Source organism: Aquimarina sp. MAR_2010_214, from assembly GCF_002846555.1.
Lineage (GTDB): Bacteria > Bacteroidota > Bacteroidia > Flavobacteriales > Flavobacteriaceae > Aquimarina.
The window spans coordinates 4,149,480-4,171,691 of the sequence record NZ_PJMS01000001.1 but is presented as its reverse complement, the minus strand read 5'-3'; the positions used below and the strand labels follow the sequence as shown (position 1 = coordinate 4,171,691).

The 22,212-nt window shown below is 33.0% G+C and carries 21 protein-coding genes and 1 pseudogene; 13 read left to right on the top strand and 9 right to left on the bottom strand.

Annotated features, from left to right (window positions below; genetic code table 11):
• Positions 1–120 precede the first annotated feature (120 nt).
• The gene (locus tag ATE84_RS18000) at positions 121–564 is read right to left on the bottom strand and encodes a type I restriction enzyme HsdR N-terminal domain-containing protein (protein ID WP_101449283.1); all 444 of its coding nucleotides are present in this window, start codon (positions 562–564) and stop codon (positions 121–123) included.
• Positions 565–590: 26 nt separating this feature from the next.
• On the opposite strand from ATE84_RS18000, the gene holA reads away from it, so the two are divergent.
• Positions 591–1,595: a DNA polymerase III subunit delta gene (gene holA, locus ATE84_RS17995; RefSeq protein WP_101449282.1), complete on the top strand. Its 1,005-nt coding sequence runs from the start codon at positions 591–593 to the stop codon at positions 1,593–1,595.
• A gap of 1 nt (position 1,596) precedes the next feature.
• Here holA and ATE84_RS17990 read toward each other — a convergent pair whose 3' ends face one another.
• Together ATE84_RS17990 and ATE84_RS17985 are read right to left on the bottom strand one after the other, a co-directional pair.
• Positions 1,597–2,268 (bottom strand): SDR family oxidoreductase, encoded by a 672-nt coding sequence (locus ATE84_RS17990; protein ID WP_255412057.1) that lies wholly within the window; start codon positions 2,266–2,268, stop codon positions 1,597–1,599.
• A 79-nt stretch (positions 2,269–2,347) separates the two neighbouring features.
• Positions 2,348–2,803: an Lrp/AsnC family transcriptional regulator gene (locus ATE84_RS17985; protein ID WP_034238836.1), complete on the bottom strand. Its 456-nt coding sequence runs from the start codon at positions 2,801–2,803 to the stop codon at positions 2,348–2,350.
• 240 nt (positions 2,804–3,043) lie between these two features.
• On the opposite strand from ATE84_RS17985, the gene ATE84_RS17980 reads away from it, so the two are divergent.
• Positions 3,044–4,327, top strand: a complete 1,284-nt coding sequence (locus tag ATE84_RS17980) for a cystathionine gamma-synthase family protein (protein ID WP_101449280.1) — start codon at positions 3,044–3,046, stop codon at positions 4,325–4,327.
• A gap of 76 nt (positions 4,328–4,403) precedes the next feature.
• Here the strand turns inward: ATE84_RS17980 and ATE84_RS17975 are convergent, their stop codons facing one another.
• From ATE84_RS17975 to fumC, 3 genes are all read right to left on the bottom strand, one after another.
• Positions 4,404–4,946, bottom strand: coding sequence for an SRPBCC family protein (locus ATE84_RS17975; RefSeq protein ID WP_101449279.1), 543 nt, complete (start codon positions 4,944–4,946; stop codon positions 4,404–4,406).
• A 247-nt stretch (positions 4,947–5,193) separates the two neighbouring features.
• Positions 5,194–5,613 (bottom strand): DUF2147 domain-containing protein, encoded by a 420-nt coding sequence (locus ATE84_RS17970; protein WP_101449278.1) that lies wholly within the window; start codon positions 5,611–5,613, stop codon positions 5,194–5,196.
• Positions 5,614–5,747: 134 nt separating this feature from the next.
• Positions 5,748–7,145, bottom strand: a complete 1,398-nt coding sequence (gene fumC / locus ATE84_RS17965) for a class II fumarate hydratase (protein WP_101449277.1) — start codon at positions 7,143–7,145, stop codon at positions 5,748–5,750.
• 190 nt (positions 7,146–7,335) lie between these two features.
• Here fumC and ATE84_RS26490 point away from each other — a divergent pair, with 190 nt between their 5' ends.
• Positions 7,336–7,512, top strand: coding sequence for a hypothetical protein (locus tag ATE84_RS26490; RefSeq protein WP_167549785.1), 177 nt, complete (start codon positions 7,336–7,338; stop codon positions 7,510–7,512).
• 70 nt (positions 7,513–7,582) lie between these two features.
• On the opposite strand, the gene ATE84_RS17960 is transcribed toward ATE84_RS26490, so the two are convergent.
• The 3 genes from ATE84_RS17960 to prfB all read right to left on the bottom strand — a co-directional run bounded on the left by ATE84_RS17960 (position 7,583) and on the right by prfB (position 11,676).
• Positions 7,583–10,027 (bottom strand): TonB-dependent receptor domain-containing protein, encoded by a 2,445-nt coding sequence (locus ATE84_RS17960; RefSeq protein WP_101449276.1) that lies wholly within the window; start codon positions 10,025–10,027, stop codon positions 7,583–7,585.
• Between the two features lie 191 nt (positions 10,028–10,218).
• Positions 10,219–10,560, bottom strand: coding sequence for an arsenate reductase (glutaredoxin) (arsC, locus tag ATE84_RS17955; protein WP_101449275.1), 342 nt, complete (start codon positions 10,558–10,560; stop codon positions 10,219–10,221).
• Positions 10,561–10,577: 17 nt separating this feature from the next.
• A protein-coding gene (prfB, locus tag ATE84_RS17950) for a peptide chain release factor 2 (protein ID WP_143273667.1) occupies positions 10,578–11,676 on the bottom strand; the annotation gives its coding sequence in 2 pieces (ribosomal slippage) (positions 10,578–11,612 and positions 11,614–11,676; 1,098 coding nt in all).
• Between the two features lie 152 nt (positions 11,677–11,828).
• Between prfB and ATE84_RS17945 the strand changes: the two genes are divergently transcribed.
• From ATE84_RS17945 to ATE84_RS17920, 10 genes and pseudogenes are all read left to right on the top strand, one after another.
• Positions 11,829–12,827: an IS1595 family transposase gene (locus tag ATE84_RS17945; protein ID WP_101444842.1), complete on the top strand. Its 999-nt coding sequence runs from the start codon at positions 11,829–11,831 to the stop codon at positions 12,825–12,827.
• 12 nt (positions 12,828–12,839) lie between these two features.
• A complete protein-coding gene (locus tag ATE84_RS17940; protein ID WP_101449274.1) occupies positions 12,840–15,251 on the top strand; it encodes a zinc-dependent metalloprotease in 2,412 nt (803 codons plus the stop codon).
• A gap of 144 nt (positions 15,252–15,395) precedes the next feature.
• A complete protein-coding gene (locus tag ATE84_RS17935) occupies positions 15,396–16,613 on the top strand; it encodes a lanthionine synthetase C family protein (RefSeq protein WP_101449273.1) in 1,218 nt (405 codons plus the stop codon).
• Positions 16,614–16,845: 232 nt separating this feature from the next.
• The gene (locus ATE84_RS25895; protein ID WP_143273666.1) at positions 16,846–17,028 is read left to right on the top strand and encodes a hypothetical protein; all 183 of its coding nucleotides are present in this window, start codon (positions 16,846–16,848) and stop codon (positions 17,026–17,028) included.
• Between the two features lie 178 nt (positions 17,029–17,206).
• Positions 17,207–17,416, top strand: a pseudogene (locus ATE84_RS17930) (response regulator transcription factor); the annotation flags it as partial.
• 513 nt (positions 17,417–17,929) lie between these two features.
• Positions 17,930–18,100, top strand: a complete 171-nt coding sequence (locus ATE84_RS26290) for a hypothetical protein (protein ID WP_158237289.1) — start codon at positions 17,930–17,932, stop codon at positions 18,098–18,100.
• Positions 18,101–18,351: 251 nt separating this feature from the next.
• A complete protein-coding gene (locus ATE84_RS26285) occupies positions 18,352–18,513 on the top strand; it encodes a hypothetical protein (protein WP_158237288.1) in 162 nt (53 codons plus the stop codon).
• Positions 18,514–18,612: 99 nt separating this feature from the next.
• Positions 18,613–18,789, top strand: a complete 177-nt coding sequence (locus tag ATE84_RS26280) for a hypothetical protein (protein WP_158237287.1) — start codon at positions 18,613–18,615, stop codon at positions 18,787–18,789.
• A 12-nt stretch (positions 18,790–18,801) separates the two neighbouring features.
• Positions 18,802–20,049, top strand: coding sequence for an HlyD family secretion protein (locus ATE84_RS17925; protein WP_101449272.1), 1,248 nt, complete (start codon positions 18,802–18,804; stop codon positions 20,047–20,049).
• A 3-nt stretch (positions 20,050–20,052) separates the two neighbouring features.
• Positions 20,053–22,182, top strand: coding sequence for a peptidase domain-containing ABC transporter (locus ATE84_RS17920; protein WP_101449271.1), 2,130 nt, complete (start codon positions 20,053–20,055; stop codon positions 22,180–22,182).
• The last annotated feature ends 30 nt before the right edge of the window (positions 22,183–22,212 follow it).

Sequence of the window (22,212 nt, the reverse complement as noted above, 5' to 3'; positions counted from 1 at the left end):
TAAATTCAAATAAAAAAGAATAAAGTAACGCTATTGAATTGATATCATATCTGGTTTTGAATATGAAATATTAAAACTTTGAGTAAAAAACCGTAGTATCTTAAGCCAGAAAGAGAATAGCTATTTATAATCTGGTATATCTTTTAAAAAAGTGTATTGCTTATCGGTATAATTCATTTGGCAATAATAATGATCGAGACCATTAGAGATCATTAAATATTCTGAATTTAAAGCAAGATTGTACCTTGCAATCTGATCAAATACTCCCTGTGTTATTTTTACACGAGCTGATTTACATTCTACAATAAGAAAAATACTACCGTCTGGATTAAATATAATAATGTCATAACGTTTGTTAAGTCCATTGAGTTGTATTAGTTTTTCTACATTAATTAAGCTTTCAGGATATTTCTTTTCTTCAATCAGATAATGAACGGTATGTTGTCGTACCCATTCTTCTGGAGTAAGAATGATGAATTTTTTACGAATTCTGTCAAAAATAGAAACTTTATTTTCGCTATTTTTGAACCTGAACCGATACTCTGGAAAGTTAAGCTTTTGCATAACACAAATTTGATGATTTTTTCTGAATGGATGAAGTAAAACAAATCGTAAGTGATATAAAAAAAGGAAATATCAAACCTGTCTATTTCCTTATGGGAGAAGAACCATATTATATTGATAGGATTTCTCAATTTATTGACAAGAATGTACTTGCCGAAGAAGAAAAAGGATTTAATCAAATGGTATTGTATGGTCGTGATGTGAGCATAGAAGATATAGTGGCTAATGCAAAACGTTTTCCGATGATGGCAGAAAGACAGGTTGTAATTGTTAAAGAAGCTCAGGAATTATCCAGAACAATAGAAAAGTTGGTGAGTTATGTAGAAAACCCGCAACCTTCTACGGTTTTGGTGATGTGTTATAAATATAAAAAGATAGATAAAAGAAAAAAGCTTTATAAAATAGTTGCGAAGAATGGGGTTATTTTTGAAAGTAAAAAATTATATGAAAATCAGGTTGCAGATTGGATAAGAAGGGTTCTTGGTGGGGCCAAATATACTATTGAACCCAAAGCATCTCAAATGCTAGTAGAGTTTTTGGGTACAGATCTTAGTAAGATAAATAATGAATTAGAAAAGCTAAAATTAATTATTCCTTCGGGAACTGAAATTACAGCTGATCAAATTGAAAAAAATATTGGAATTAGTAAGGAGTTTAATAATTTTGAACTTCGCAAGGCTATAGGAACCAGAAATGGAGTTAAAGCACACCTGATTATAAATTATTTTGCACAAAACCCTAAAGACAATCCGTTGGTGGTTACTATCTCTTTACTGTATAGTTTCTTTTCTCAAGTATTGCAATATCATGGATTGGCTGATAAATCACAGCGTAATGTTGCTAGTGCATTAAAAATCAATCCATATTTTGTGAAAGATTACTCAGAAGCAGCTCATAATTATCCTATGAAAAAAGTGAGTGGGATTATTGCTAGCCTAAGAGATGCCGATGTAAAAAGCAAAGGAGTAGGAGCCACAAATCTTCCGCAAGGTGATATCCTTAAAGAGCTTCTGGTAAAAATAATGAGATAATTTATACTTTGGGATTTGTTGCAAAAACTGTAGCTTCGGTAATAAACCCTCGATCGTCCATTTCTAAAAGACTACTAATAGTATGGGCAATCTCTTCTCCTCTAAGTTTAGTTTGTTGTTCAGCCTCGGTATATTGTTTTGCTTTAGAATTATTAGCTATCCTATTGTCAGAAAAACTAGTCATTACCTCACTAGGATTTACTTGCATAACTCTAATATTATGAGGGCGTAACTCATTTCTCCAGCTCTCTGTCATACCTCGCAAAGCAAATTTTGTGGCTACATATGGTGAAGCCGTTGGCGAACCTTTTAATGAAGATGTAGATCCGATATTGATAATATTCCCGTATTCTTGAGCAACAAAATGCTTTGCCGACTCCTTAGCACATAGTGTAGCACCAAGGATATTGGTTTTAAACTGATCGATAAATTTATCGGCTTCGATATCAATAAGTTTTGAAATATATCCATAACCAGCATTATTGATCAATACATTAAGTCCATTCATTTTATTTTTGGCTTCCTGTACCATATCCTGAACCTGATTTTCTTGAGTTACATCTGCTTTTATGTAATCAACATGTAATGCTTTTGCAGTTTCTTGTAATGTTGTTTCGTTTCTCCCAGAATTACCACCTGTAATTAGTACTTTTGCATTTCTAATATTCATAATTTGCGCAATTTTCTTTAGTTGAATATCAAAAATACAGTATGTATTCTAAATCTTTTGTTAAGCTCAAAATATAATTTTATTAAGGAATTGGTAAATATGAAAAATCCTTTACTTCAGTCATCACAAAAGAACTCTGAACTTTAGAAATATTTTCTAGAGACGCCAATTTATTAGATAAAAAATCCTGGTAACGCTCCATGTCTTCTGCATAGATTTTGATTAAATAATCAAACATACCTGCTACATGATAACATTCTACAACCTCGGGGAATTGTTGAATATCTTTTTCAAATTTTTTTAAATAATCGGTTTGATGAAGATTTAAAGTAACATTACAAAATACCATCAATTGTAGCCCTGTTTTTTTACGATCTAATATGGCTTTATATGATTTTATATATCCTTCTCGTTCTAGTTTTTTTACACGTTCAAAGATCGGAGTAGTAGTTAGATTCAATCTTTCTGCAATTTCTTTAATGGTAATTTTACCGTCTTTTTGCAATAACAATAATATTGATCGATCAATTTTGTCCATAATATTTTTCTTTATAAAGCATGATAATAAATCAAATATAGAATAAAATTCTTTTTAAGTGTGGTATTGGTGTTTTATATTCTTAAAATAGTATAATATGTGGCTTTTAATTCTTTAATCTGTAATTTTATGAATTGAAATGGGTATTTATATGTTAATGAATTAAGAATGATAATAGAGAACTGTATACTATCTGTTTCAATTGAGATATGATCACCAAAAAAGAAAAATAATATATAGATGAAGAAACACGATTTTAACCCTGAGAGTTTAATGATGACACATGGTTATAAACCAGAGTTATCTGAAGGAGCTATTAAATGTCCTATTTTTCAAACATCAACTTTTGTTTTTAAAACTGCTGAAGAAGGAAAAGCTTTTTTTGAATTAGCTTATGGTTTAAGAGAGAAATCTCCTAAAGAAGAACTTGGTCTTATATACAGTAGAATTAATAACCCCAATTTAGAAATCCTAGAAAACCGTCTTTGTCTTTGGGATAAGGCAGATGATTGTGCAGTTTTTGAAAGTGGGATGTCTGCAATAAGTACGGTGTTACTAGAATTTCTAAAACCTGGAGATTTGTTGGTGTATAGTAATCCTTTATACGGAGGAACGGATCATTTTATCCATCATTTTTTGGATAAAATTGGAGTGCATACAATAGGAGTAATGCCTAATCAAAGTATAGATGAAGTGGTTCAGATGATCAAAGATTCTGGAAAAGCAAACCGATTAGCAATGATCTATCTTGAGACTCCTGCAAATCCAACTAACGACATTGTAGATATTGAAAAGTACAACCAGGTAGCAAAACAGTTTAGTACAGATGATAGAAAAGCTTTGGTAGCTGTTGATAATACCTATATGGGACCATTGTGGCAACACCCTTTACAATGTGGAGCAGATTTGGTGTTGTATTCTGCTACAAAATATATAGGAGGACACAGTGATCTTATTGCAGGAGCGGTTTTAGGGAATGAAGAATTAATGATTAGAGTAAAAACATTACGTACTTTCTTGGGGAATATGGTAAGTCCGCATACAGCATGGTTAATGCTCAGAAGCTTAGAGACGTTAAAAGTAAGAATGGATCAGCAAACTCATAATGCACAAATAATTGCAGATTATTTGAATAATCATCCCAAAGTTAAAAATGTGTACTATTTAGGGCTATTGAAAGAAGGAACCGAAGAATATGAAACGTTTCAAAAACAATGTTCTGCTCCGGGAGCAATGGTGTCTTTTGATATCATAGGAGGCGAAGCAGAAGCATTTATATTCCTGAATAACCTAAAACTTATGAAACTGGCAGTAAGTTTAGGAAGCACAGAAAGTTTGGCAGAACATCCAAAAACAATGACACATGCAGGAGTGGATGAAGAGCAAAGACAACAAATGAATATAACAGATCAATTAGTAAGGTTGTCGATAGGAGTAGAACACTCTAAAGATTTGATTTGGGATTTGGAACAAGCTTTAGAACAAGTAAAAATTGATTCTGAATTGGAATTAGAAAGATTATAAGATTCTGAAATTTATAAATAATAAAAAGCACAGTTAATTTCTAACTGTGCTTTTTATTGTTAAACTCTCTGTGTTATTATCCTTTATTTTCGCAAATATTTTTTAGTGTTGATAAGCCTTTGTTCCAATCTTCACCCATCATTTCTTCCATATCAGTAAATAGATTCATTAGATTAAAAGGGTAGGGCATTTCACTTTGAAAACCCCAGGTTACTTTTGTGGTATTGTCTTCCTTTTGTACCTTAATATATCCCTTTGCTTCACTTTCATAGGGTTCATGAAATTTGAGATCGGTTTCAAAAAGATTGGGTTCTTCAATTTTGGCAATGGTTTGACTGCCTTTCCCTACTTCTTTTACATCACTTTCCCAACTATTTTTCGCACCAATTGTACCGTCTGTACCTGTAAACTCTTTTTTCATATTTGGGTCATAGTCATTCCACGGATTCCATTTGTCTAAATCAGCGAGACTATTTACATTCTCCCATACCACCTCAATAGGGGCATCGATACTAACAGTTTTTTCATAAACTACTTCTTTAGAAACAAAGATTGCTGCTATAAGAATAATAGCAATAAGTGCAATGAGTACAATTCCTATTTTCTTTAAGATTTTCATATTGTTGTTTATTTATAGTTAAAATTAAATTCAATATATGATGCTTCTAACAACAAAAGTATGGTTCATAGTTTGCTATTTCAGAAATGAGGAGGTAAACAAATTTAAAAATTTTTTGCGAATATCTGTATATTAGCTAATTAGTATGTTTCTTGACGATCTAGCTATTCATAGTTTTGATGAAGAATGTACGAGACAGAATAATGCGAGCAAAAATTATTTTTATTAGAGATGGTTGGCTTCTGTACTAATTAACTCTTCTAGCCTCAAATGTTTTAAACAATAAACTTTTATAAGCTCTTATATAACAAATGTCAGTATCGTCACTATTAATCCAAACTTTTACAATATAACTTTTACCACTATCAGCGTTATAAATTGTACCGCCTGATAATACCCCATCTTTATAACTTAAATTTTCTAAAATATTCATTCCAAGTAAAACGCGACCTTGAAGTTCTTTTTGTGGGTTTTTATTGTCCAAACCATTAAGATTAGATAATGGACGCTTTGCTCGTTTATTGATTTTTCCAAAAAAATAATCTCCATCTTTATAGATTTCAATAACCGATCCCCCTGTAATTTCCCATTTTCCTATATAAGTATCAGAACTAACTGAAGACGATAGAAAAAGAAGGGGTAATACTAAGAATATGATAAATTTCATTAACGTAAACTTAACAATTTAATTAGATTAATCCTTAAAAAAAACTAAAATGATTTACATTATAACGCATAAAAAAGGCCTTACTGTCTGTTTCACAACAAACTGTAAAGCCTTCTTATTTTGAGTTAGGATTGTTATTTCAAACTACCTACCATATCTTCTGGTTTCACCCATTCATCAAATTCTTGTTCAGTTACATATCCTAAAGCCACAGCTTCATGTTTTAGCGTCGTACCGTTTTGGTGAGCAGTATTAGCAATTTCAGCAGCTTTATAATATCCGATTTTAGTATTTAAAGCGGTTACTAGCATTAATGAATTGTTTAATAATTCAGTAATTCTTTTTTGGTTAGGTTCAATTCCTTGAGCACAATGTTCATCAAAAGAAACACAAGCATCCCCAATGAGTTGAGCACTCTGAAGTAAATTTGCAGCCATTACAGGCTTAAATACGTTCAGTTCAAAATGTCCTTGCATTCCACCAACATTAATAGCTACGTCATTACCCATAACTTGCGCACATACCATAGTTAGCGCTTCACATTGCGTAGGGTTTACTTTACCAGGCATAATAGAGCTTCCTGGCTCGTTAGCAGGGATAATTAATTCTCCAATCCCACTTCTTGGTCCAGAAGCCAGCATTCGAATATCATTTCCTATTTTATTTAATGAAACCGCTAGTTGTTTCAATGCACCATGACTCTCTACAAAAGCGTCATGTGCAGCTAATGCTTCAAATTTGTTCTCTGCTGTGATGAATGGTAAACTGGTAAACTGTGCTATAAACTCTGAAACACGTTTTGCATACCCTTTAGGAGTATTTAACCCTGTACCTACAGCAGTTCCTCCTAAAGCTAATTCTGCCATATGAGGTAAAGTGTTTTCTAAGGCTTTTATTCCATGATCCAATTGAGAAACATAACCCGATAATTCTTGCCCGATAGTAAGTGGTGTAGCATCCATAAAGTGGGTACGACCAATTTTCACTACGTTTTTAAATTCTTCAGATTTTTTCTTAAGAGTATCTCTTAATTGAATAACTCCAGGAATGGTTACCTCTACCATTTTTTTATAAGCAGCGATATGCATTCCTGTCGGAAATGTATCATTTGATGATTGAGATTTATTAACATCATCATTTGGCTGCAATGTTTTTTCTCCTTCACCAATTGTTTTACCTGCTAATTGATGTGCTCTATTGGCAACAACCTCATTTACATTCATATTACTTTGAGTACCAGAACCTGTTTGCCATATAACCAAAGGAAATTGGTTATCATGTTTTCCTTCTAATATTTCATCGCATACTTGCGAAATAAGATCTCTTTTCTCTATCGGTAATGCTCCTAATTCGCAATTTGTATATGCTGCAGCTTTTTTTAAGTATGCAAAACCGTACACAATTTCTAATGGCATAGATGCTGATGCACCAATTTTAAAATTATTTCTAGAACGTTCTGTTTGTGCTCCCCAAAGCTTATCAGCAGGTACTTTTACCTCGCCCATCGTATCCTTCTCTATTCTATATTCCATTTGGTAAGATGATTTGTTTTTTTTTTAAGAGCGCAAATTTAAGCATTTGCCTCGCTATTTCTGAATAAAGCAGCTATTTTTTAATATATAAATTAAGATTATAAAGGATTTAAAAATAAATCATATTTCTGCTATGACATATAAGTAAGAGTTATTATCTTTGACAAAATTTGAAAATTAGAATACTATTATGTTTGAATTCGATCAGTACCTTGGTTTTTTAGCGTTTTTAACTATCCTTACCATTGGATTTTGGTTAATGATCTTTTTATTAACCTTTGTTGTTCCTTATTGGATTATAGGAGCTAACATCGAGAACTTTAAATTAAGAAGAGAGGCTAAACGAAAAGCAAAAGAAGAAGCATAATAGTTTATAACACATATATAAAAAGGAAGTCATTTTGACTTCCTTTTTTGTTTTGTAAATATCTTTTTTATTACCCTTCAAATTCTTCATCTCCATTATTCCCCCTTTGAGAACGTTGTCTTTTCTTTTTCTGATTAAATCTATAGGTGAAGGATAGATTAAAACTACGTTTCCTCCACTGAAATTCATTATCCGAAATAAATGTTGTTGTTGTTGAAGTACTTGTTCGTTTTCGAGAGTTAAATACATCACTAATGTTAAAAGTAAGGGAAGCCTTTTCTTTAAAAAGGTCTTTACTGAAGGCAAAATTCATACTGAAAATACCATCACTTTTTGTTTGTGCATTTTCACTTGGTCCTCTATAAAATAGACTGGTTTGCCAATCTATTTTTGCAGGTAATGTAACTTTATTATTAAACCTTGCAAACCAACTAAAATTATCTGCATCAAGATTTTCTCCATTATTCTCTCCTCGAACACTATTCTGAAATGCATTAAAATTACCATTTACTCTCCATTTCCTACTTGGATTGTAAGTAAGAGTAAACTCGAAACCATACCGATCAGAACTGGTGAGATTTATAGGTGTTCTTCTAATAATAGGGACTTCTGTACCAGGATTATTTGCATCTGCTCCAATGATAGCTGTGTCACCTGTATCTTCAGAAATAAAAGTGAATATCTGTGTGGAATGGTTATAATATATAGATGTATTTAAAGTAAGTTTTCCCATTCTATTTAGATACCCTAAATCAATTGCATTAGAGTAACTTGGGTCAAGATCCGGGTTTCCTTGAAATAAATTAGTAACACTGGATCTAGATGGAAAAGGATTAATAAATCTGGATCTGGGCCTACGTATTCTACGGTTATAACCAAGAGTTAAACTTTGTTTTTCAGAGATTTCATACCCCAGATTAATTGTCGGGAATATATCGGTATACTTCTTTTTACTAACATCATTACTAGTTTGTTGATCGATAGTAATTCGTGTGCTTTCCATTCTAAGTCCTAATAAATAGGATAACTTTCCCCATTTACTTCCCAATTGTGTGTACCCGGCATTTACTTGTTCTGTGTATAATAAGGTATTGGATAAATCAGAATTTGTAGTTATGGTTCCGTTATCTTCTAACTGTACCAGATAATCGGTATCCAGGTCATTAAAATTACCTCTATATCCTAATTCAAATTGAGTGTTTTCGCCAATAGGTAGCACATAATCGGCTTGCAACAGAATACGATTTTGTTCTTCTATTGTTTCTACAAGCTCTACAGCGGTTATATTTTCTTGTGTAATTTTTGATCGCTCATCTTCATTGCTGTCTTCTATCTGAAAATCGAAAGTTAATTTATGACCGTTGGTATCAAAATCTTTTGTATAATTAAGAGCGTATTGTTTCGTAATATCATCTTCAATTTCTGGATCAAAACGAATATTTTGACTTAAAATATCTCCATTTGAATTTAACTCTGTTATTTTATTTGTTGTATTACTTTCTTTATCACTAGATCTGTATAAAAAAGATGTAGTAACAGATGAAGTTTCATTGATATACCATTCGATTCCGATATTAGAATTCAATCCTTTACGTATCCTGTCAAAATCACGTTCTTCTCTTAAAAAGGAGTTTGGTAGGCTACTAAAAAGATATTGAGTTTGGGAAAAAGAATTCCCCGGAACTTCTCTATAGTTATATCCTGAAGTCGTAAAAAAATTAAAATCTCCAGATCGATAATTTAAGTTTCCCGAAATACCAGCAGATAGGGGGTAACCTCCATTGATGGTAACTGCTCCATTCATACCTTGTAATTTGCTTCGCCTTAGAATAATATTTAAAATCCCTGCGGTTCCTTCGGCATCATAACGAGCAGAAGGAGATGTGATTACTTCGACTCTTTCTATAGATTCGGCAGGTAATTGTCTTAATGCATCGGTGCTGTTTAAACCAACTAAACCTGATGGTTTTCCGTTAATAAGGATTCTTACATTATCGTTACCACGAAGCGCAACATTACCTTCGACATCTACAGAAACAGAAGGTACGTTATCTAGTACATCACTTACTGTACCGCCACTTACTGTGAGGTCTTTGCCCACATTATAAATCTTTTTATCTAATTTAATTTCGACAGTGGTTTTTTCTGCAATGACTACTACATCATCTAGTGTTTCGGTATCCAACCCTAGAGTAATTGTACCTAAGTTAGTGTTTTTGAATAACTTTTGTTTGGGAAGGTTTTTTGTTTTAAATGAAATAAACTCGACACTTATGTTATATACTCCGGCATCTACCTCGATATTAAATTTTCCGTTTTTATCGGTAATACCACCAGTAACAATTTTCTGTAATCTGGGACTAAAAAAAGCTATCGTAGCATATTCGAGGGGTTTGTTGGTATCTTGATCTAGAATCAGACCGGTAATATTTACAGGTCCTTTTGAAAAGTTTCTATTTTGGGCTGATAGCATAAGTGTTGATGCCGAAAATAATAAGAATAAAAATTTCTTCATTTTTAAAATTGAATAATTCCGACCAAAAGTATCCAAGCAGGTACAAGAAGGCGGTTAATGATGTGTTAAATGTGATGTACTTAAAATGTGTGATACGTAATATCACCTATTATGCATTACATGCATTTAGACATGAAGAAATGTAAAAGGTTTAATCTTATGCGAAAAAATATTTTGTAAGAGGGGGGTACCTATATAATATCAATAACTTTTTCTGGTGGTCGCCCGATTATTGCTTTATTTCCATTAACCACAATAGGGCGTTCGATTAATTTTGGATTATTAGAAAGTATAGTGATCAATTCGGCATCAGTAAAATCTTTACCTTTAAAATTTTCTTTCCAGATGGCTTCATTTTTTCTCACCAAATCAAAAGGAGGTATACCTAAGAGTTTAAGTATTCCTTTCAATTCTTCTTCTGAAGGTGGATTTTCTAGGTAGTTAACCACATTAATACCTTCTTTTTGTTCTTCAAGTATGGCAAGACATCCTCTGGATTTACTACATCTCGAATTATGATAAATTGTGATCATTTTATTTTTGTATTTTTTTAATCTTCATTTTTTTGCCCCATTGTCATAAGGTAAGCCTTTAAGAATTGGTTGATATTTCCATCCATAACAGCATCTACATTACCTGTTTCTTCTGCAGTTCTTACATCTTTAACTAGTTTATAAGGATGCATAACATAATTACGAATTTGAGATCCCCATTCTATTTTCATTTTTGAAGCTTCGATTTCATCACGCTGTGCTTGTTGTTTTTTGAGTTCAATTTCAAACAATTGTGATTTAAGCATTTGTAGTGCTTTTAATCTATTTTCTTGTTGTGACCTTGTGTCTGAGCATGAAATCTGGATTCCGGTAGGGAAATGAGTAAGTTGTACTTTGGTCTCTACTTTATTTACATTTTGTCCACCTGCTCCACTAGAACGAGAAGTGATAATTTCATAGTCAGCGGGATTGATGTCTATTTCTATACTGTCATCAGCAAGAGGGTATACATAAATAGAAGCAAATGAAGTATGGCGTTTTGCATTGCTGTCGAATGGGGAGATACGCACTAATCGATGTACTCCATTTTCTCCTTTCAACCACCCAAATGCATAGTCTCCTTCTATTTCCAGGGTAACCGTTTTTATACCTGCTACATCACCACCTTGATAATTAAGTTCCCTAATTTTAAAACCTTGCTTTTCTGCCCACATAAGATACATACGCATAAGCATACTTGCCCAATCACAACTTTCGGTGCCTCCAGCACCTGCAGTGATTTGTAATACAGCACTCATGCTATCTCCTTCATCACTAAGCATATTTTTAAATTCCAAATCTTCAATTAATGATTTGGTTTCATCATAACGCTCAGAAACTTCTGATTCGGTAGCATCACCTTCTTTATAAAATTCATAAAGAACTTCGAGGTCATCAACTAGTGTGACTCCATTTTCGTAATCAGAAACCCATTTCTTTTCAGCATTTAGAGTACGCATTAGTTTTTCGGCCTCTTGGGCATTATCCCAAAAATCCGGAGCAAATGTTTTTTCTTCCTGATTGGCTATTTCTATAAGTTTGGCATCAATGTCAAAGATACCTCCTTAACGCAACCAGGCGCTCCCTAAGATCTTGTAAAGTCTCAGTATTGATCATATTCTAATTATTTTTGACAAAAATAAGATTTAACAGTTCAGTAAGAAGCAATTTTTGTGTTATTTTATAGATTTAGGAATTTTATCACATAAATCATAGTGGCTAAGTTCTAATTAGAATATGTTTTATCTTTACTTTATAAAAACGGAGAAATGATACCAGAAGATTTTAGAGATTTTTTCATTAGTTCATCGGCTTTGGTTCAATCAGAAATTGTTTCCACATTATTGGAGATCTCTACTGAGGGTTCAGCCCTGATTGATAGCAATCAGAGTAAAGCCATAAGCTGTCCTCATTGTAAGTGCAATAAAATTAAGGCTAATGGTAAGCTCAAAGGAGTACAGCGCTATGTTTGTAATACTTGTCATAAAAACTTTAGTGAAACTACCGGTAAGTTCTGGTACAACCTCAAGAAGAAAGACAAAGTTAATCGTTATTTATTCTGTTTACTCTCTGGATATAGTATTCGCAAGAGTGCCAAAGAAACAGGGATTTCTATTCAGACTTCTTTTGATTGGAGGCACAAATTACTTGTCTCCTTTGGGAGCGTAAGTGTGGATGAATTCCAAGGAATCCTAGAGAGTGATGATCTTTTCTTTGCTTACTCTGAAAAAGGGAATCGAAATTTGGATCGTCCTGCTAGAAAACGTGGCGCAAAGGCAAGTAAAGCTGGTCTCAGTAATGAAAAAGTAGCTGTGATAGCCAGTTGTGACCGATCAGGGAACAAAGATTTCAAAGTAGCTACCAGAGGTCGCATTAGTAAAAGTGACTTGGAGACTATATTACAAGGGAAGTTGGCTAAAGTAGAAACCCTTTGTAGCGACAGTCACAGAAGCTATACTGCATTTGCAAAAGACAAGAAGGTAGCACACAAAAAATTTAATGCTTCGAAGGGTCAAAGAGCTGTTGACAAAATATATCACGTACAAAATGTGAATAATATGGATATGCGTCTAAGGAAATTTATGGAGCCCTTCAATGGAGTGGCAACAAAATACCTTCAGAATTATCTGAATTGGTTTTTAGTCTTAGAAAAAATAAAAAATTCAACCAGTAAAATGGCAACCGTAGCAGCTATAGCCTTTGCTTCCAATACTGCCTGGATGGAATTTAAAAACATAGTAGTAAATAATATGCTTTTTAGAACTTAGCCATCATAGTTTATGAAACTACGCTTCATTTGTTTATTCTTCCTTACAGGGAATATCATTTTTGCTCAATTTTTAGAAAAACAGAAAAATCTAGCCTCTTTTGATGGTTATTTTAAGTTCTACTATAATGAATCAAAAGATGAGATCTATCTTGAAGTAGACAAGCTTGATTCAGAGTTTTTATATGTACATTCTTTGGCGACGGGGTTAGGATCAAATGATATAGGATTAGATAGAGGACAGATTGGGGGTGGAGTAGTAGTTAAGTTTCAAAAATCAGGTAATAAATTATTACTTGTACAGCCTAATCAACGATATCGGGCGATAACAGACAATACATTAGAGAAGAGAAGTGTAGAACAAGCTTTTGCAAAATCGGTACTATTTGGATTCCCTATTAAAGAGGAGAAGTCTAACACCTATATTATTGACTTAACTCCTTTTCTTTTACAAGATACGCATAGCATAATTGATCGATTAAAATTTCAAAAAGAAGGAACGTACAGTTTTGATAAAACAAGAAGTAGTTTGAGTCTGGAAAAAACTAAAGCTTTCCCTAAAAACGTAGAATTTGAGGCTTTGATTACTTATAAAGGTTCACCCACTGGGAAAAATATTAGATCTGTGGCCCCAGACTCAAAATTCTTAACGGTTATTCAACATCATTCGTTTGTAGAGTTACCTGATAGCGGATATAAGAAGAGAGTGTTTGATCCTAGAAGTGGAGCTATATTTATTTCGTATTTGGATTATGCAACACCGATACAAGATCCTATAAAGAAGCGTTATATTATTAGACATCGATTAGAGAAAAAAAATCCAAATCAGGCTATAAGTGAGGCAAAAGAACCTATTGTTTATTATTTGGATCCCGGCACACCAGAACCAGTGCGATCTGCATTATTAGATGGAGCAAGATGGTGGAATGAAGCATACGAAGCTATTGGTTTTAAAAATGCATTTCAGGTTAAAATGCTACCTGCAGATGCAGATCCTATGGATTTAAGGTATAATGTAATACAATGGGTACATCGTTCTACCAGAGGATGGAGCTATGGTGCAAGTGTGGTAGATCCCAGAACGGGGGAAATTCTTAAAGGACATGTAAGTCTAGGAAGTTTAAGGATACGTCAGGACTTTTTGATAGCTCAGGCATTGTTAAATCAACCTTTTGCAACACGAGATGATAATTATCAACCCATGTTAGAAATGGCACTGTCTCGTATTCGTCAATTGTCTGCGCATGAAGTAGGGCATACTATCGGTTTTACACATAATTTTACCACAAGCACAAACGGAAGAGCCTCAGTAATGGATTACCCTCATCCAACAGTGGCACTTAAGGATGGTAAAATAGATTTGTCGGATACTTATGATACCAATATAGGAGAATGGGATAAGGTAACGGTGGCTTATAGTTATTCTGAATTTGGTAAAGAAACTAAAGAAAAGAAAGCACTGAATAGAATTTTGAATGATGCTTATCAATCTGGACTTCGATTTATTTCAGATAGTGATGCCAGAGCACAAGGAGGAGCACATGAGTTGGCTCATTTGTGGGATAATGGTAGAAGTGTTACCGAAGAGTTGAGAAATATGTTGAAAATTAGAGAGGTAGCAATCCGAAATTTTTCTGCAAACAACATAAGAAGTAATGAACCGTATTCGGTTTTAGAAGATGTTTTTGTACCTCTTTATTTCTTTCATAGATATCAAACTCAAGCTACTGTGAAGCTTATTGGAGGGCTAAACTATAATTATGCAGTAAAAGGAGATCAACAAACTATTGTAGAAACGATTAGTTCAAAAAAGCAAAAAGAAGCACTTAAGCAGGTTTTACAAACATTAGCCCCAGAGATTTTAGCTATTCCAGAAGATAAATTAAAATTATTTCCACCAAGAGCTTTTGGATATGGTAGAACCAGAGAGTCTTTTAAAGGAAAAACAGGAGTTGGTTTTGATGCTTTAAGTGTAGCTTCTACAGCGAGTGATATGAGTCTTTCTTTATTACTGCATCCAGAAAGAACATCTCGATTAGTACAACAAAAAAGTTTGGATCAAAATCAATTAGGGTTAGTAGAAACTCTTGATCAATTATTGAAATTCTCTTTCGAAACCAAAGCAAAAAACAAGTATCATAAAGAAATACAACATACTGTAAAAACTAATGTTTTAAAACATTTAATGAATTTAAGTAAAAATACACAAGCATATTCACAGGTTAATGCTATCGCTTATGCCAAAATTAAAGGGTTAATCCCCCTTCTTAAAAACACGACAGGTGATGCTATTGATAAAATGTATAATGATTATTACCTTAATCAAATCAATAAGTTTATAGAGAAACCAGAAAATTTTAAAGCATTACCATCTCCTAAAATACCAGATGGATCTCCTATTGGTAGTTTTAGCTGTGGTTTTTAAATATATATGCCTATTGTTTAATATAATTTAAATAGATATCAGTCTAAATTCTAGAATTTAGACTGATATTCTTTGAAGCCCTGCTATTTTACTTTTTATCTTTACCACTTTTACAAAATCGAAATACCAAATACGAAACTCTACATGACCATTGAAATTCAACTAAGGAATAAATTAAAAGAAATAAGTGAGATTTTAGACGCTAAGACAGAAAAAAATAAAGAAATCGGAGTGTTGTCCGGAGTTTCTGGAGTTGCATTATTTCAGTTTTATTATTCAAAATTTTTGGATGAGGATATTCATGCGGATAAAGGAGCAGAAACCATTACGAAAGCTGTAGAATTTATTAATGATGGGTTCACTTATCCTACTTTTTGCACTGGAATTGCAGGAGCTTGTTGGGTGTTGGAAATTCTTAAGGAAGAAGAGTTTGTAGAGTTGGATGATGATTTTCTTTCATCAGATTTAGATTCTTATTTGTTAGAGGCAATGAGGGCAGACATAAAAACAGGGAATTATGATTTTCTGCATGGTGCCATGGGGTATGGATATTATTTTCTAAAAAGATATCAAAATGTAACTTCAGAAGAATCAAAAACAAAGTATAAGGATTACCTGGATGAATTGATAGCAGAACTTAAGAAATCATCAAAAAAGAATGACTCTGGAATGTGGTGGGAATCTGTGCTAAAGCAAAAAGAAGATATTACCGGCTGTAATTTAAGCTTATCACACGGAATATCAAGTATGGTAAATTTCCTGTCTCGAATTGCAGAGCATAAAGAATTTTATGATGATGTTAGAGAGATGTTAGAGCAGACGGTAAAGTATATATTGCATTGTAGAAATAAAGATAAAACACTGACGGCTACATTTCCAAACTGGATTATTAATGAAGATGTAGTTGATAATAATTCAAGGCTAGCGTGGTGCTATGGTGATTTGGGGATTGGGATATCAATATATAGAGCTGGTAAAATATTAGGAGATACCCAAATTAGCGATGAAGCAATAGCGATTTTAAAATATTCTACGCAACGAAGAGACATTGAAGAAGCAGGAGTTCTGGATGCTGGATTATGTCATGGAGCATACGGTATACTTCTTATTTATAATTATTTATATAAAAAGACAAACGATGTAGCATTTAAGGAAGCTTCTGATTTTTGGGCTCAGAAGGCGCTGGATATGGCAATACACGAACAAGGATATGCAGGATATATGGTATGGCGAGGAGCAGAGGAAGAAAAGTGGAAAAATGAGGTTAGCCTTCTTGAAGGTGTTGCAGGTATCGGATTATCTATTATATCCTATTTGGCTCCTTTTGAAACCAAATGGGATGAGTGCCTTTTAATTAGTTAATTCCTTTTTCTATATAAAATCAAATAGTTTCAAAAACCACAGCTTTAAAAGATTGTTTTAACTACTTCGTGGTAAGATTTCCTGTCATTTAATTTAAAAAAAAGTCGAAATTCTGGAAAAACGAGCGTTTTTCCAGAATACCCAATACTACTATTTGCATTAAGCTTATGGTGTGAGCTATGTTTGTTTCTGTCAAAGCGCTTTGATGTTTGTTTAAATTTAAATATATATCATGAAAAACAAAAAGAAGTTAAGTTTTATTAAAATGAATGTTACGCAACTAAATGCTATTAAAGGAGGAAACATAATGAATCCATTTCGTACTATAGGTAAAAATGGTCCTTCAGAACAACCCGTTGGAGGAGGAGGAGCCTGTTACTCTGATGCACCAATGAGTTGTATGGTGTGTGTGTAATGTTCAAAAGTAAATAACACTATTTTTTCGATTTTCTTTGATAACACATTTTTAGCTGATTTGTGAGTACATAGTTTTTCGAAAACTGAGTTGAATCGTCTGAAAATACATTTTCAGACGATTTTTTGTCTGCACCACTTATACCTGAAAGTAGAAAATTAATACAATAAAATATTTAAAAATGGAAGAAGTTCAATTAACAAAGAGAGAGATTGAGGTTATTATTTTAATTGCTCAAGAGTTTACAACAAAAGAAATTTCTGATAAACTGTTTTTGAGTAAGCATACCATAGAAAGCCATAGAAAAAATCTAATTTCAAAATTGAATGTTAGAAATTTAGCAGGGTTAACAAAGTATGCTATAATAAATAAGTTATGTAAACTTTAATATAGTTACTGACCCGTTGTGCATTTTGAAATTAGTAGGATAAAAAATCTCAAATGCACAACGGGTAGTTATTTAAAATTTTTTAGGAGAATAAAATGTATTGGTTCCCTATTTCTTAGACTCTATATGTAAATGAGTTGTAAAATATGTAAACCGTCTGAAATGAACTTCAGGCGGTTTTTTTACTTTATAACAGATAAGAATTATATCAATTTTCAATGATTGATTCTGTTACTGTGTATATTTTGGCTTTACATTGTTTTGATGTATATAAAAAGCTTAGTGAAAACTACTTTTTTTATGACTAGACATTCACTTTCTTAATGGATAATAGTATCCAAAAAAACAATCATCGCATTTTTTCTATAAAAACAAAATCGAAATTCTGGAAAAACGATCGAAATTCTAGAATACCAGTCATAACTACTTGTTATTCAGTGTTTTGTTTTTGTATGTTTGTTGATGTCAAAGCGCATTGATGAAAAATAAGTTTAATAATTAAAATTTAAAAAAATGAGAGATTTAAAATTTGAAGAAGTACAAGAAGTAAATGGAGGAGTGGTTATCAAAATAATAGTGAAAGGTGGAAAAAGTATAGTAAAAGGAGTGAAAGAGGCGTGGAAGTTTGTGACTGCTGCTGCGGGAGGCGCTGGAGCAAACGAAGTATTAAATAGTGGTAAATAAGTTGAATCCAGAGGTAATTAATATTAAGAATTAATAAATTCTTGATATTAGATTATCAATTACAGGATGGAGGTCTAATAATAATCTAAGTATAGGTTTTTCATAATAGAAAATTGTTAGATCTCCTCTAAAGTGTAATAGCTTATTAAAAACAATAAATAAGTATGCTTTTTTAATGCTACTTATTAACATAAAAATAATAATTAATCACAAAAACCTTTATGAAGGTTTTATAAATACTATACATAATCATGAGAGAATTAAACGGTAAAGAAGTACAAGACGTAAATGGAGCAGTAATCGGTGTAATTGTAAAAGCTGCAGTTAAATATGGAAAAAAAGCATGGAAAGCAATATCAGGTCCACGTGTAACAGCAGTTGCTGTAGGTTCAGAAGTTCATGAAGCCAAATAGTTTTTGATAATAAACCCTCCTGAGAGAAAGCTCAGGAGGGTTTAAATAACAATTTTGTATAAAGAAATCACATCAAATAAAAAGATAAAAATCAATATAATGAAAAAATTAAATCTTAAAAAAAGTACAATTTCTAATCTTCAATTACAGCAAATAAATGGAGGCGTCTATCATGGAAATGCTGGGGTAGTTGATTCTTGCACTCCAGATTGTCAAAAAACGTTTGGGATTTGCCTAACAGGATCTGGAAAGAAAAAGACTTTTACAGGAGTATAAATAATATTAGATATGAGTTCCCCGCTATTTCGTAAAGAAGCTATACAGAGTAATACACAACGGTTATTAGGAGACGTTTTGTTAATTCGCCCCATATCATTTTGGATCTTTACAGGGACAATTACTTTGGTTGTTGTCATAGTGGGGTTCTTTTTAGCTTTCGGAACCTTTGCTCGTCGTGAAATGGTAACAGGGTATTTGGTGCCCGATAAAGGTTTAGTACGCGTGTATGCACCTTTTAACGGTGTTATTGATAAAAAACATAGTACAGATGGCCAAGAAGTTAGTAAAGGCCAAAACTTACTCGAAGTTACTACAGAACGAGGTACAAAAGATAGTATAAGTATCAATCAGCAATTGATCACCCGACTAGAGCAACAAAAAACAAACCTCGAACAACGAATTATTGATGAAACGCAAGTTCTGGATAGCGAAGGTAATCGCTTATCAGTAATTCTAGCTAATCACAAGAACGAATACTATCAGATCAATCAACAATTACAAAGTCAGAAAGAACAAGTACAGCTGGCAAAAAACCAATGGAATACCTATAAAAAATTGAGAGTAAAAGGGCTAGTTTCTGAAGATGACCTTAGTAGTAAAAGAAGTATGTATTTTAGTGCTAAGGCATCTTTTAATGCTACAAAAAGATTGCAAATTAATAAGAAAACAGAAATTGCTAATATACAAAAGCAACAAGAGCAATCCCCTTTACGCAAAAGTACCCGATTAAAAGAATTGCAAAACCAGTTGGTACAAATAGAAGAACGCCTTATAGAATTAAAAAACAGTCATTCTTATATGGTTAAAGCCCCGGTAAATGGTCGTATTACTTCAACTCAGGTTAATATTGGACAAAATGTATCTTCTGCTGTTCCTATATTAACGATTATTCCCGAAAATACAACGTTGTATGCTGAATTGTTTTTGCCTTCGAGAGCTATTGGTTTTGTAAAAAAGAATCAGCAGGTATTACTACGATATGATGCCTTTCCATATCAACGATATGGATTGTATCAAGGTAAAATTGTGCAAATAGCAGAGGCGGTTATTAATCCTAATGAGGTGGAGATTCCGATCCCTATGCAGGAACCTGTATATCGTATAAAAGTAGCCTTAGATGTACAAAATATTAGTGCCTATGGTAAAAAAATGCCATTACAATCAGGAATGTCTGTGGCAGCAGATATTATTTTAGAAGAACGCAGCCTGGGGCAATGGTTGCTAGAACCTATTTATAGTTTAAAAGGAAAATTATAGCATATGCAAAATCCAATTCATTTACTTCATTACGGTTGGAGAAAAAGAGTGCCTGTAATCATACAGACAGAGGTAGCAGAGTGTGGGTTAGCTTCTGTAGCTATGGTTGCTAATTACTATGGACATAAATCAGATCTCAATGCTTTACGGCGTAAATACTCTATATCTTCTAAAGGAGCAACACTACAAGGACTTATAAAACTAGCCGATAATCTTCAGTTTAGTTCGAGACCGTTACGCCTTGATTTAGAAGAGCTTTCTCAATTAAAAACACCCTGCATTTTACATTGGGATTTAAATCATTTTGTAGTACTCACATCTGTAAAAGGAAATAAAATAACCATACATGATCCGGCTGTAGGAAAAAGAGTTTTAAAATTATCAGAAGTTTCAAAACATTTTACAGGAGTCGCCTTAGAATTAACGCCTACACCAGATTTTAAACCAGAAAAAATTTCAAAAAGAGCAAAGCTATCTGATTTCTGGAGTAGAATAACTGGTTTGAAGCGGGTATTAACACAGATTTTAATATTATCATTGTTATTGCAGGTATTTGCTATCGCTACGCCGTTTTACATGCAATTGGTGGTAGATGATGTAATCATTAGTAGAGATTTGGATTTGTTGCTGATATTAGCTTTAGGTTTTGGACTTATGAGGTTGGTTAATTTGGGGGTAACAGCATTACGTGGTGTGGTTATTTTATATATGGGAACGCAACTTAATATCCAGATGGCAGCTAATCTATTACGGCATTTGTTAAAACTGCCAATGGATTACTTTGAGAAAAGACATATTGGAGATATCATTTCGCGATTTGGTTCTCTTGAAGATGTAAAACAATTATTAACTACTGGCCTTATTGAAACGGTAGTAGATGGTATAATGGCTATAGGACTTTTGGTAATGCTATTTGTATATAGTACTACACTAGCTTTTATCGTTATGGCTGCTGTAGCGTTGTATATTATTGTACGATTAGCATTGTACCGTCCTTATAGACAATTGAAAGAAGAAGCTATTGTAGCTGATGCCAAACAGAATTCTAATTTTATGGAAACCGTAAGAGGTATCCAAAGCGTTAAATTATTTGGTAACGAAAGTCAACGACAAACCGTATGGCATAATTATTATGCAGATGCCATGAATACGGGTATACGAATAGGAAAGTTGGACATCGGGTATAACTTTATTAATGGATTTTTATTTGGTCTCGAAAATATTATTGTGATTTACCTGGCAGCCTCTTTGGTAATGGATAGTTTGATGACTATCGGAATGTTGTATGCTTTTATGTCTTATAAAGGCCAGTTTACAGAAAAAGCTTCTGCCTTGGTAAATAAATTTATACAATTTAAAATGCTTTCCCTACATATGGAACGTCTTGGGGATATTATTCTAACTCAACAGGAAAAGGATATTGATAATAAAAGGGAATTACCACAGGTAAAAGGAGAGTTACATCTGGAAAATATTAGTTTTCGATACTCTGATAATGAACCATATCTTTTTAAGAATCTTAATTTTAAAATAGAAGAAGGAAACTCTATAGCAATAGTGGGAGCGTCTGGCTGTGGAAAAACTACTCTTATAAAGGTGATGTTGGGATTACTAAAACCAGAAACAGGCACCATCCTTATTGATGGGTATGATATACGGAAGGTAGGATTAAGAACATATAGAAATCTGATAGGTACAGTAATGCAGAATGATCAGTTGCTATCAGGAAGTATAGCAGATAACATTAGTTTCTTTGATCCAGATTTTGATCAGAAATGGATAGAACAATGTGCACAGATGGCTGCAATACACCAAGATATCATGGCAATGCCAATGGGATATCATACTTTGATAGGGGATATGGGAAGTAGCCTGTCTGGAGGGCAAAAGCAAAGGCTGTTATTAGCAAGGGCTTTATATAAAAAACCTAAAATATTGTTTCTGGATGAAGCTACTTCACATCTTGATGTAGGTCTTGAGTCTGTAGTGAATACTACCGTGAAAAAGTTAAATATTACAAGAATAATTATCGCTCATAGACCAGATACAATTGCTATGGCAGATCGAGTCGTTACCTTACAAAACGACCAACTGTTAGAAGTGAAAATACCTGATGTTGTTCAAGCTGTTTAATTATAACACTACTCTTAATTAAAAAATCAA